This window comes from Calditrichota bacterium (assembly GCA_013152715.1).
GTDB lineage: Bacteria > Zhuqueibacterota > Zhuqueibacteria > Thermofontimicrobiales > Thermofontimicrobiaceae > 4484-87.
This window is the reverse complement of the sequence record JAADFU010000205.1, coordinates 1-12,428: the sequence shown is the minus strand read 5'-3', so window position 1 is coordinate 12,428 and position 12,428 is coordinate 1. Positions and strand designations below refer to the sequence as shown.

Annotated in this window: 11 protein-coding genes; 5 read left to right on the top strand and 6 right to left on the bottom strand. The window is 44.3% G+C overall.

Annotated features, from left to right (window positions below):
* Positions 1 to 19: 19 nt before the first annotated feature.
* From sucD to dusB, 6 genes are all read right to left on the bottom strand, one after another.
* Entirely contained in the window at positions 20 to 886 is an 867-nt protein-coding gene (gene sucD, locus GXO74_16435) for a succinate--CoA ligase subunit alpha (GenBank protein ID NOZ63242.1), read from the bottom strand.
* Positions 887 to 971: 85 nt separating this feature from the next.
* Positions 972 to 1,310 (bottom strand): GxxExxY protein, encoded by a 339-nt coding sequence (locus GXO74_16430; protein NOZ63241.1) that lies wholly within the window; start codon positions 1,308 to 1,310, stop codon positions 972 to 974.
* A gap of 38 nt (positions 1,311 to 1,348) precedes the next feature.
* On the bottom strand, positions 1,349 to 2,512 hold the full coding sequence (gene sucC, locus GXO74_16425; GenBank protein NOZ63240.1) for an ADP-forming succinate--CoA ligase subunit beta: 1,164 nt from the start codon (positions 2,510 to 2,512) through the stop codon (positions 1,349 to 1,351).
* Between the two features lie 194 nt (positions 2,513 to 2,706).
* A complete protein-coding gene (gene arcC / locus GXO74_16420) occupies positions 2,707 to 3,654 on the bottom strand; it encodes a carbamate kinase (GenBank protein ID NOZ63239.1) in 948 nt (315 codons plus the stop codon).
* 102 nt (positions 3,655 to 3,756) lie between these two features.
* Positions 3,757 to 5,070: a GTPase gene (locus tag GXO74_16415; protein NOZ63238.1), complete on the bottom strand. Its 1,314-nt coding sequence runs from the start codon at positions 5,068 to 5,070 to the stop codon at positions 3,757 to 3,759.
* A gap of 296 nt (positions 5,071 to 5,366) precedes the next feature.
* Positions 5,367 to 6,359, bottom strand: a complete 993-nt coding sequence (gene dusB, locus GXO74_16410) for a tRNA dihydrouridine synthase DusB (protein ID NOZ63237.1) — start codon at positions 6,357 to 6,359, stop codon at positions 5,367 to 5,369.
* A 218-nt stretch (positions 6,360 to 6,577) separates the two neighbouring features.
* On the opposite strand from dusB, the gene GXO74_16405 reads away from it, so the two are divergent.
* The 5 genes from GXO74_16405 to GXO74_16385 all read left to right on the top strand — a co-directional run.
* Complete coding sequence (locus GXO74_16405) at positions 6,578 to 7,852, top strand: hypothetical protein (protein ID NOZ63236.1); 1,275 nt, start codon at positions 6,578 to 6,580, stop codon at positions 7,850 to 7,852.
* Positions 7,853 to 7,875: 23 nt separating this feature from the next.
* Complete coding sequence (locus GXO74_16400; protein ID NOZ63235.1) at positions 7,876 to 9,105, top strand: hypothetical protein; 1,230 nt, start codon at positions 7,876 to 7,878, stop codon at positions 9,103 to 9,105.
* Between the two features lie 51 nt (positions 9,106 to 9,156).
* Positions 9,157 to 10,659: an oligosaccharide flippase family protein gene (locus tag GXO74_16395; protein ID NOZ63234.1), complete on the top strand. Its 1,503-nt coding sequence runs from the start codon at positions 9,157 to 9,159 to the stop codon at positions 10,657 to 10,659.
* A gap of 5 nt (positions 10,660 to 10,664) precedes the next feature.
* Positions 10,665 to 12,026, top strand: a complete 1,362-nt coding sequence (locus GXO74_16390; protein NOZ63233.1) for an O-antigen ligase family protein — start codon at positions 10,665 to 10,667, stop codon at positions 12,024 to 12,026.
* On the top strand, positions 12,023 to 12,428 hold a 406-nt coding region (locus GXO74_16385; GenBank protein ID NOZ63232.1), incomplete at its 3' end, for a glycosyltransferase family 4 protein. The genes GXO74_16390 and GXO74_16385, both read left to right, overlap by 4 nt.

Sequence of the window (12,428 nt, the reverse complement as noted above, 5' to 3'; positions counted from 1 at the left end):
ACCTAATTCTTGCAATATGCTATTTCAAAACTTTTGCCACTGTAGCGCCGATTTCAGCCGGGCTTTCACTGACGTGCACGCCGCAAGATTTCAGCGCAGCGATTTTTTCCGCGGCGGTTCCTTTGCCGCCGGCGATGATGGCTCCGGCGTGTCCCATTCTTCGTCCCGGAGGCGCAGTCTGACCGGCAATAAAACTAACCACAGGCTTGGTCATGTGATTTTTTATGAACTCGCCCGCCTCCTCCTCGGCAGAGCCGCCTATTTCACCGATCATAGCTTCCGTATCCGGATCTTGTTCGAATAATTTCAAAGCATCGACAAAATTAGTGCCAATAATCGGATCGCCGCCAATACCGATGCAGGTGGATTGTCCGATTCCCAGTTCAGTCAATTGATGCACAGCTTCGTAAGTCAAGGTTCCACTGCGCGAAACAACGCCCACTTTGCCGGGCTTGTGAATGAATCCGGGCATAATGCCGACTTTTGCCTTTCCCGGAGAAATAATTCCCGGACAGTTGGGACCGATGAGCCTCGTGGAACGATGTTTCAGATATTCGTACACTTTGACCATGTCAAGCGTGGGAATGCCTTCGGCAATACAAACCACCAAATCGACTCCCGAACCGGCAGACTCAATTATCGCGTCCGCCGCGAAAGCCGGGGGGACGAAAACCACGGCTGCATCAGCGCCGGTTTCTTTGACTGCTTCTTCCACGGTATTGAAAACAGGAATTTTGTCATCAAATTTTTGTCCGCCTTTGCCAGGCGTCACTCCGGCGACCACATTGGTGCCGTATTCGATCATCTGGCGGGTATGAAAAGAACCTTCGCCTCCTGTAATTCCTTGCACAACCAGACGTGTTTTTTCATCTATTAAAATACTCAAGGTTTTTACCTCCGAATTTTATGTCTGTTAATTTTGTTTTTTACCATAGATTGTCTATCAAAAATCAGGCTCGACAAGCATCCCCCTAAATCCCCTGCGCCAGAAGCGCATCTTCGTCTTCAAAGGGGGACTTTCTTGTTATCCCCCCTTTGAAGGGGGGTAAGGGGGGATGTACAAAACGTATTTCACTAAATAACATTTTCCAATCATCAACAAGCAAATCTACTGCATAATTGCCGACAATAACACCCTTGTATTTCACATCTACTGTCGGTTCTAATTCTACTGTATGACCTCTCTGCACCAACTCAACCTGCAAAGCCCGTTGATATACTTTTTCTAAAAAACCGTATCCAAGTATATTATGGACTTCAAATGCAGCACCAATAATATCCTGTGTTATGTCTTGATATTTTAAACCCATATCTGTGTCTATCCGTGTCAATCAGTGGCTAACTTAAATCACTTAGCCAGCGCTTCGACCACTCGCTGCGCTGCTTGCTCAAACGAATTCGCAACCAAAAATTTCAACCCGGAATTGTCCAGAATTTCCGCTGCTTCTTCGGCATTGGTTCCTGCGAGACGCACGATCATCGGCACTTTCACGCCGATTTTTCTGGCCGCTTCCACAACGCCGTTTGCCACGCGGTCGCAGCGGACAATGCCGCCGAAAATATTGATCAATACTGCTTTTACATTAGGATCGCTGAGGATAATTTCAAAGCCGTGTTCCACGGTTTCCGCATTAGCGCCGCCGCCCACGTCGAGAAAATTTGCCGGTTCGCCGCCTGCTAATTTGATCAAGTCCATTGTTGCCATTGCCAGACCTGCGCCATTGACCATGCAACCGACATCGCCGTCCAATTTAATGTAATTCAAATTATATTTGGAGGCTTCAACTTCCAGCGGTTCTTCTTCATCCAGATCGCGCAGTTCCAGGATGTCCGGATGGCGATAGAGCGCATTATCGTCGATGTTGATTTTCGCGTCCAGAGCCAGGACTCTGCCGTCGCGAGTGACGACGAGAGGATTGATTTCTGCCAGAGAGGCATCCACAGCCATGCAGGCATTGTACAAAGCTTTCAAAAATTTCACACCATTCTTAAATTGATCGCCGGAAAGCCCCAGACCGAATGCCAGTTTTCGCGCCTGATACGGCTGAAAACCGATTGCCGGGTCGATCCATTCTTTCAGGATTTTCTCCGGTGTTTCCGCAGCTACTTTTTCAATTTCCACGCCGCCCTCAGTGCTCACCATGTACACTAATTGAGATTTGGCGCGGTCGAGCACGATTCCGGCGTAAAGTTCGCGTTCAATGTCCAGCCCCTGTTCCACTAAAACGCGTCGCACTAATTTCCCCTCCGGCCCTGTCTGGTGCGTTACCAGCGTCATGCCGATCATATCGCGGGCTAATTTTTCCGCTTCTTCCGCATTTTTTGCCAATTTCACGCCACCGCCTTTGCCGCGACCGCCGGCGTGAATTTGTGCTTTCACAACAACAGTTCCGCCGCCAAGTTCTTCTGCAACCCGACGCGCTTCCTCCGGCGTAAACGCCACCCGCCCGTCAGGTACAGCGACTTTAAATTTCCGTAAAATTTCTTTGGCTTGATATTCGTGTATTTTCATTACTCCTCCTACTTTGGTAAATTTATTTTGTGTTACCCTACGTGTCCTGTTACCCTTTCAAAGATTCAAAACTTTTGAGAGGGTATGGGGCGAGAGAACATTAGTTTCTCGTTTAGAGTAGCGAGTCTCGAGTTTTATTTGTCCAAATTGAGCGATTTTAAACTATGAACTTTGAACAAAGAACTATTAATTTTTCAAGCAACAATCCTCGTCCCTGTTTTTCCCTCCAAAGCATCGGTCAAACGTTCCGTCGAAGTGATAATGCAAACCTCGCCACCCTGCTCGATAAAATGAATCGCTGATTCAATCTTGGGCCCCATGCTACCTTTGGGGAATTGGCCTTCTGCGAGATATTTTTTGGCTTCCACCACAGTTAGTTGATCCAAATCGACCTGATCCGGTTTCCGATAATTGAGCGCTACTTTGTCCACGGCGGTCAAAATGTACAACTCCTGTGCCCCGATATCCCGCGCCAGAATTGCCGAAGCCCGGTCTTTGTCAATCACGCCGTCCACGCCTTCGTAAGTTCCGTCTTCTTCGACGTACACCGGCGCGCCGCCGCCGCCAACGGCGATCACAATCACGTCCTGATCAACCAATTTTTTTATCACATTTTTTTCCACAATTTCCAGCGGAATCGGTGACGGTACCACGCGGCGATAACCTCTTCCGGAGTCGTATTTCATGATCCAATTGCGCTCTTGCTGCAATTTTTTCACATCTTCTTCTTTGTAAAAAGGACCGACAAATTTCGTCGGGTTCAAAATGGATGGATCATTTTTATCAACAACCGCTTGGGAGACAATAGTTGCTACTTCCCGTTCAATTTTGTGACGAATTAATTTATTTTGCAGCGATTGGGCAATCATGTAACCCATACCGCCCATTAAGTCAGCGACCATGATGCCCAGCGGAATCGGCGGCACCAGATTTCTGGTCTCCTCGACGCGAATCAGATAATTTCCCACTTGCGGGCCATTGCCATGAGTGATCGCCAGGCGATAGCCGCGTTTAATTAAATCCAAAATACCGACCAGACTGCGGCGCGTGTTGGCAAATTGCTGGAAAATGTATCCTTCTTCAAATTCTCTGGTAATCGCATTCCCGCCAAGCGCGACAACCGCAGTTTTTTTTTCAGCCATAACTGCCTTCTATTGCTAAATTCCGGATTTACATTTTTAACAAAATAAGAGAAAGAAAAATCCCGAAGCCTGAATAGTCGGACTCCGGGATTTTGTATTCATTTATTTAAACCTGGCAAGGACATCTTTTAAATCAGGTTTGCCTATCTCCTGCAGGTCGTACATGACGCGAATCGCAGGTTTGTCAATTTTAATCACCCGGCGCAAATCAATGGGAGTACCGATAACGACGACGTCGCAGTCAACAGCATTTACTGTCTTTTCCAGATCTTTCACTTGCTGATCGCCGTAGCCCATCGCTGGCAGCAGCATGCCGATTTCCGGATATTTTTCGTAAGTTTCGGCAATTTTGCCCACGACCCAAGGTCTGGGATCGACCAGTTCGGCTGCGCCGAATTTTTCCGCAGCAACAACGCCGGCGCCGTAGGTCATTTCGCCGTGTGTCAAAGTGGGACCGTCTTCGATAACCAGCGCCCGTTTTCCGCGAATCAAATCCGGATTTTCCACCACCAGCGGTGAAGCGCCATCGATGACGACGGCATCGGGATTCGTTTCGCGGATATTTTCGCGCAAGTATTCCACATCTTCGTAATCCGCAGTGTCGATTTTATTGATCACAATTACATCCGCCATGCGCAAATTTGTTTCGCCCGGGTAGTAAGCGAGCTCATGTCCCGCGCGATGGGGGTCAGTGACCACAATATTCAAATCTGGTTTGTAAAAAGGCGTATCGTTATTTCCGCCGTCCCAGAGGATGATGTCCGCTTCTTTTTCCGCTTCTTCCAAAATTGCGCCGTAATCCACGCCAGCGTAAACGATCACGCCGCGGTCAATATGCGGTTCGTATTCTTCGCGTTCTTCAATAGTACATTTGTATTTGTCCATGTCCTCATAGGTAGCGAAACGCTGCACTTTTTGCGCCGCCAGATCGCCGTAAGGCATGGGATGGCGAATGGCAACGACTTTTTTGCCCCAGGAACGCAGTATTTCGCTTACGCGGCGCGTGGTCTGACTTTTGCCGCAGCCGGTGCGAATGGCACAAATGGAAATCACCGGCACTTTGCTCTTGATCATTGTACTTTCCGTGCCCATTAAAATAAAATCTGCTCCGGCGGCATTCACCAGTGCGGCTTTGTGCATCACATATTCGTGCGGCACATCGCTGTACGCAAAAACAACTCCGTCCGCTTTGTACTCTTTGATTAATTCCGCCAATTTTTCTTCGGGATGAATCGGAATTCCCTCCGGATAAAGTTTTCCGGCAAGTTCTGCGGGATAGACTCGCCCTTCAATGTCAGGAATTTGTGTTGCCGTAAAAGCAACAACTTCAAATTCCTCATTATCACGATAACGTAAATTGAAATTATGGAAATCACGTCCTGCAGCGCCCATAATGAGTATTCTTTTGCGATTCATAGAACCTCCAGGTATTTTTTCAAGGTTATTTTTTTGATTAAATAGTACTACTCAGTCAAATTAAGAATTTCGATAATTTTTTATAGTATTCATCCGCTCAAACATCCCCTAAATCCCCTGCGCCAGAGGCGCATCTTCGTCTTCAAAGGGAGACTTATTTGGTTCCCCCCCCTTTGAAGGGGGGCAGGGGGGATGTAATAAAGCTTAATTCTCCGACTCTGCCCCCTAACTATCAAACATCCGATGCCACACAAACGTCAGCGTTCTTTTAATCGGTATGAAATAATCCTTTTTGATCATGACACAGCCACATTCGTTAAATATTCCGTTAGTTTATTTTTAACTTCGCTCACCTCGTTCGATTGAAAAAGTTGAGCGCGAATTTGTGCGCATCCCGGAAGTCCTTTGACGTACCAGCTCAAATGTTTTCTCATTTCAAACAGCGCCTTTTTATTATCTCCTTGAAGCCGATCGTCAAGATGTTGCAATATCACTTCCAGCCGCTGCTTCGGCGTCGGGGACAGCAGATGTTTTCCTGTTTCCAGAAAATAATTAGCCTGTTGAAAAATCCAGGGATTTCCCAGCGCGCCTCTGCCGATCATCACCAAATCACAGCCGGTTTCGTCGAGCATTTTTTTGACATCGTCAGCGCTGGTGACATCGCCGTTGCCGATTACCGGAATGGAAATTTTCCTTTTGATTTCAGCGATGATTTCCCAATCTGCCTGTCCGCGAAACATTTCCGTTTGCGTGCGTCCGTGAACAGTGACCGCTGCGACGCCTGACTGTTCAAGTTCACGAGCGACGTCCAGGGCGTTCTCGTTTTTTTTATTCCAACCCTTGCGAATCTTCGCCGTCACCGGCACGGCTGAAGCCTTCACTACGGCGCGCGCGATTTTTCCCACTAATTTCACATCATTGAGCAACGCCGCGCCGGCGCCGCGTTTCACTACTTTTTTCACCGGGCAGCCGAAATTCAAATCAATGAAATCCGGCTGTAACTTAGCGGCAATTTGTGCGGCGCGAGCCATTATCTCCGCCTCTGATCCGAATAGCTGAAAACCAATCGGTCGCTCTTCCGGTCTAAAATCCATGTATGCCCTGGTTTTTTGACTATCTCGCGCCAATCCGTCGGCGCTGATCATCTCAGTGAATACCAGCGCTGCGCCTAATTGCCGACAAATCAGCCGAAACGACGAGTCTGTCACTCCCGCCAGAGGGGCGAGCGCGACTTTTCCTTCTATGCGGACCTTTCCTAAAATCATGAGCCGAAAGATAATAACTTCCATGTAAATTTGCAAGCGGTTTTTGAACTGGGAACATTTTTTTAACCTGATTCGTGAAAATGAGTTCCGAGCGAAAAAAACGATTCGTTCGCAAATGTTAAAATAACTTTTTGCGGGAGTTTGTGCTTGACTTTTATGGGTGATATAATTATATTTGTTGGCTATCACGAGCAGCCTTTGTTTTGAATTCTGTTACATGCAAAGCAAGTCAGGAGAATAAATTGAAAACCAATCGCGTGGCATTGTCGATCCGCTTTTTTTTGATATTGGCGTTGTTTAGCAGCGTGCTGTTGGCGCAGCAAACTACTACGGGAACAACCAACCAAAAAACTTTTTTCCCCAATACTCAACAAAGCAAACAGCCGCAATTAAAGGAGCCGCTCAAGCCAAACCAATTGCTCTATCCTCTGGCTTCGTTTGAAGAAGTTGCTCTGGAAAATATCATTGACCCGGATAAATACATTGTGGGTCCTGGTGACTTATTTTACATTAATATTACCGGAGACAAAACTTTCACCTTTCCCACCAAAGTAACACCGGAGGGGAAATTGGTCGTGGAAACCATCGGCATCTATCCCGTGGCAGGGAAGAGGCTTGCCGACGTGCAGCAACTCATCAAAAAAGAAGGTGAAAAAAAATACAAATTGAAAAAGGTATTCGCGAATCTGGTGCAGATTAGAAAACTGAGAATACACGTCCTTGGAGAAGTGCGTTATCCGGGGACTTACATCGCTCAGGCGATAGATCGCGTTTCCTATCTGTTAGAGCGTGCGGGTCTTACCGACTGGGCGGATGAACGACATGTGGAAATTCGCCATGCCGACAGCCGCATTGATACCCTGGACTTTGTTCGTTATAAAAAAGAAGGCTTTCTGGATGAAGACATTTTTCTTCAAGACGGCGACGTCGTTTATGTTCCGCCAACAAACGCGAATTCACCTATGGTAAAAATAGAAGGAGCAATTTCAAGACCTGGCACCCATCCCATTAAGCTCAAGGAAAAACTGAGTCAATTTTTGCTGCGCACCGCTGGTTTCAATCGTTCTCTGGATCCGACTCATATCATTGTTATCCGCAAGCAAGGTAATGGGCAGACGCAAATTTTCAAAGTTAACTTATTCGCCGATAGTACATCAAAACAAATTAGCGATCTTATTTTGCAAAATGGCGATGAAATAAAAATTCCTTCTATAATAAAAGACGTTTATGTGCAGGGCGCCGTCAACATTCCCGGCGGTTATCCTTACAAGGATGGCTTGAAAGCCAAAGACTACGTCGGAATGGCAGGCGGCATGATTGAAATGGGTTCAATGGAAAAAATAAAGGTCATTCATTTTCGCGACCATTCGCTAGACAAGGGTCCTAATGCGCCAGTAGAATTGGGCGATACAATCATTGTTCCCCAGACATTCCGAAAGAAGTTTCTCGAATATCTGCAAATCGTAACCAGCATTTCATCGGTCGTATTAGCCTATATTGCAACACAACGTCGATAAAAAAGAATCAACAAGGACGCTCAATGATAACAAAAAAAATCAAAGTAGTCGATTATTTCACCACCCTCGTCAAATGGCGCAAGCAGATCATAATTAATGGTTTTGTCATCTGTCTAATCACTGCCATTATTAGCTTGCTCATGCCCAAAACATACAAAGCATCGACAACTATATTGCCGCCGGCAGAAGAAGGTGGACTCGGGTTGTCTTCTTTTATCAACAATCTTCCCATCAGCGGATTGGGACTCGGCGGTGTTGTTTCTGATGAGACAAACAGGTATCTGGCGATTTTGAACAGTCGCACTGTTGCTGAAAATGTGATAAAAAAATTCAATCTGATTAAACGCTTCAAATCTGAAAACATCGAAGAGGCGATCCGCACATTGCGCAGCAGAATTGCTGTGGAACTCAACGATGACGGTACACTTTCCATTTCCATGAAGATCAAAACGCCTTACTTTGCCGGAAAAGAAAAAGAAGACAAAGCCAGAAATCTTGCCCGCGACGTAGCAAATTATTTTATCTCTGAATTGGACCGAGTAAACCGTGCGCTCAAAACCCAACGCGCCAGAAACACGCGTATTTTCATTGGAAAACGCTACCAGCAAAACATGGACGATCTGGCAAAAGCCGAGGAAGCATTCAAAGATTTTCAGAAAAAATATGGCACCATTGAACTTACTGAACAAACAAAAGCCACTATCACCGCTGCCGCTGAGTTGAAAGCACAAATCATCTCAAAAGAAATCGAATTAGGTGTGTTAAAAAAATATGTCAGCAATACCCATGCAGAATACATTCGCAAACAAACAGAACTGCATGAATTGAAGCGTCGCTATCGGGAATTTCAGACCGGCGCGAAAGAATCAGACGGCAACAAGGATGTGTTTCTCGCTTTAAACGACGTTCCAGATATGGGAATTGAATATGTCCGCCTGTATCGGGAGCTCAAACTGCAAGAAAAAATTCTTGAATTCATCCTGCCGCAATATGAGCAAGCAAAAATCAATGAGAAAAAAGATACTCCGACAGTGCAAGTTTTAGATCCGGCAGTGGCGCCTATCAAACGCTCCAGCCCCAAAAGGATGTTCATGGTTTTGGGCGCGGCCATTTTTGTCCTTTTTCTTTTCATGATTGCCGCCTACATCAAAGTGAATGCCGAATATTTAGGCGAAAAACATCCGGAACAGTATCGTCAATGGGGCTACGTTTTTCACACCCTGAAACCGACGCAATGGTTCAAAAAAGACTAATTTGCCCGGCGATGCAGTGAAATTGCGCACGATTATGATGAACAGGAATAAATGGATCAACACAAGCAGCAAGACATAAATTCGCAACTGAAAAGAACGCTCAAAGACTCGTTCATTTACATTCCGGCGAGAATTTTGCCCGCTATCATCGGAATTTTGCTCATTCGAGTGCTGACTACACTTTTCACTCAAGAAGAATACGGACACTATCAAATTACACTATCCACATTCAGCCTGATGCGCGTTTTTGCTGTATTCTGGTTATCCATGAGTGTCATTCGATTTTATCAGAATCATAGACATCAACAAAAAGAAAAAACTTTTTTTTCCACTTTATTAGCTTGTTCCGTAGGTGGCGTGGCAATTGTGACGGGCGTCAGTCTTTTAGTCAATACGTTCATTTTTCAGCAGCGAATTTCTCCTGAACTTTTTTCCCTGATCAATTTAGCTGTTGCCGTATCTGTTTTCAATTCGTTCTTTGAGATTTTTATCGTTATCTATCGCGCCGGACTGGAACCGAAAAAATACACGCTTTTCTGGTCTCTGTTTGCTCTGATTAAACCGATAGTTGGAATCAGCCTCATCGTATTTATGGGTTTCCGCGTTGCCGGAATTTTCTGGGGATTTCTTGTCGCTGCGCTGAGTCTAGATGTCATTATTTTTTACAAATTAAAGATATTTTCATCTTTTCATTTTCGTTCTATTTCTATTCCGCTGGCGAAAGAATTCTTTGCTTATGGCATGCCGCTCAGTTTTTCATTTCTGGCATTCTGGATTCTCTCGCTTTCGGATCGCTATTTAATTGAATATTTTGCAACCTCTTCAGACGTGGGACTTTATTCGGTCGCTTATGCCATCTCGGAAAAAACGCTCAATTTTATTTACACTATTCTCATGCTGGCGGCATTCCCCATTATCGTTGACAACTGGGAAAAGAACGGACAATCTCACACACAAGATTTAATTTCGCATCTGACGCGTTACTTTTTTTTGCTGTGCGTGCCGATTTTAACAATTTTGGTTACAATCCCCAAAACAATGGTGCTCATTTTCTCGGACGCCAAATTTGTTGAAGGAACACGAGTTCTGCCCTTCATCGCTGCGGGAATTTTTCTATTCGGGCTCACACAGTACGTGCTCAAAGGCTTTGAGTTACATAAAAAGAGCATTCGCATTGCACTGCTGGCATTAATCGCGGGATTTTCAAATGTGGGGCTAAATATTTTTCTCATTCCGCGTTTCGGTTATTTTGGCGCAGGCCTGGCGGCAATGACAGCGTACGCCATCTATTTCACTTCCGCAGTCTTTTCCGTGCGAAAATTTATGGCGTGGAAACCGCCGCTGATTTCCATTGGCAAAATCGTCTTTGCCGGTTTTGTATTCGCTGTTTTTTTGAAAAATCTGACCGACAAATTCCCGAATATTCTAACAGCCGCCTTTGTGATCATTCCGGCCGGCTTAATTTTATTCATTCTAATTTTAATTTTATTGAAAGAAATTTCCCGGCAGGAAATTTCTCGTAGTAAAGAATTTGTCATTAATCTGATTAAATAAATTTTATGGAAACGATTCGCTTACAAAACCCATTTGATGTCAAAAGAATCACAATCGCCATCGCAGTAATCGAGCTGTTTTATTTGCTACTGCTGATAAAATCGACAACACTGAGCATTTTATTCATGCTGCTCATTTGCGGATCGTTTGTCCTTTACGTTACCCCAGAATTTGGCTTTGCTATCCCCTTTACTATTAATATCCTGCTTTACTACCTATTTGATCAGGTTGAAGTATCCATTTCCATGGCTGCTTTTAAATTATATTTATTAATCTTTCCTTTAAGCATTGTTTTCTACCACATTAAAAGCGAGCGGAAAAAACTTTTTTATGCTGATCGCTTTTTCTGGGTTGCCATTTTAATAGGCGTTATCCTCATAGCCGGTTTGCCCTATTCTGCAGATAAAATTTATGGTGCAAAAAAAATCATATTTTACTTTATAGTAAATATTCCGCTTCTATATGCTGCATATTTACTTCGAGGAAATGAGCGCAGCATAGAAAAATTAATCTTTTCCATTTTTCTGATTGGGATGATAATAACAATATTTAGCTTTTATTCCGCGATGTCAAATATTTTTTTCAAATTTGTCCGATTCCGATTGTCGGAAAATATTGGGCCACTAACCATTGGTCGGGCATTGGGGCTGTCCATTATTACGGGTATTTATTTTTTTTCTCGTTATAAACAAATCGTACTAAAGACATTCTTCGGCATCATCACCACTTTGATGATCATGCCAGTCATCTGGTCTGGATCTCGGGGGCCGACTCTCGGTGTCTTGTTATCAATTTTGCTATTTTTTTTCCTGCAGCCGACGCAATCCAAATTCAGAAAGATTCTTTTTTCTTTATTATTTGCATTAGGGGGAATTTATTATCTATCACATTCTTCATCACAAGTTTCAGTACGGATGGCAACTCCTATTGCTTCGGAAGCCAGCGCAGCTTTCCGTATTCTTGCATGGATTCAAGCAATACAGCAATTTATCGGCTCACCGTTTTTGGGAATTGGTACTGGCAGTTTTTACTTTGATACGGGTATTATTCCCTTAGTTTACCCTCATAACTTGATATTAGAATTGGCCTGTGAGAATGGTATTCCAGGTTTATTCATTATAGTATATTTCCTTTACTTGGCTACCAAACAGGGATTTAAAAATATACGTTATTATCACCATAAAAATCGGCGTTTAGCGCTCCAATTGAGCATAACAGCCCTGACTCTATTTTTCTTCTCTGTGTGGAATGCAATGTTCAGTGGGGATATTTATGTCAATATGATAGTTTGGGGGCCAGCAGGGTTGATATGGGCATTAGCTAAAAAGAACAACGGGAATTCAAATTCTGCAGGAGAACCCGCATGAAAATTTGCATGCTTCTTATGACAGCTTTTACACACGATGCTCGCGTTACCAAAGAAGCTCTCTCGTTGATCAAAATCGGCCACAAAGTGACATTTTACGCTTTAAAAGATAAAGATTCACCGGCTCGTGAAAAGCGACATGGATTTTATATTTACCGGATAAGCCTAAAAACGCGCTACCTTTTACCCAAAGGGCAACTATTCTTTTTTATTAAATACTTAGAATATCTCATAAGGACAATCATTGCGCTATTGAACAAACCATTTGATGTTTACCATGCTCATGATCTGGAAACTTTGCCCATTGCTTTTATAATTGGGAAATTAAAAAATAAACCGATTATTTACGACTCTCATGAGCTATACACAGAAACAGTAAAGCACCACCCAATTGCCAGAAAAT

What these genes read in the sequence shown, in the direction of transcription:
- sucC (NOZ63240.1), bottom strand. Translation starts at nt 2,512, where the DNA reads ATGAAAATACACGAATATCAAGCCAAAGAAATTTTACGGAAATTTAAA.
- GXO74_16390 (NOZ63233.1), top strand. Translation starts at nt 10,665, where the DNA reads ATGGAAACGATTCGCTTACAAAACCCATTTGATGTCAAAAGAATCACA.
- arcC (NOZ63239.1), bottom strand. Translation starts at nt 3,654, where the DNA reads ATGGCTGAAAAAAAAACTGCGGTTGTCGCGCTTGGCGGGAATGCGATT.
- GXO74_16400 (NOZ63235.1), top strand. Translation starts at nt 7,876, where the DNA reads ATGATAACAAAAAAAATCAAAGTAGTCGATTATTTCACCACCCTCGTC.
- GXO74_16395 (NOZ63234.1), top strand. Translation starts at nt 9,157, where the DNA reads ATGGATCAACACAAGCAGCAAGACATAAATTCGCAACTGAAAAGAACG.
- GXO74_16430 (NOZ63241.1), bottom strand. Translation starts at nt 1,310, where the DNA reads ATGGGTTTAAAATATCAAGACATAACACAGGATATTATTGGTGCTGCA.
- GXO74_16415 (NOZ63238.1), bottom strand. Translation starts at nt 5,070, where the DNA reads ATGAATCGCAAAAGAATACTCATTATGGGCGCTGCAGGACGTGATTTC.
- dusB (NOZ63237.1), bottom strand. Translation starts at nt 6,359, where the DNA reads ATGGAAGTTATTATCTTTCGGCTCATGATTTTAGGAAAGGTCCGCATA.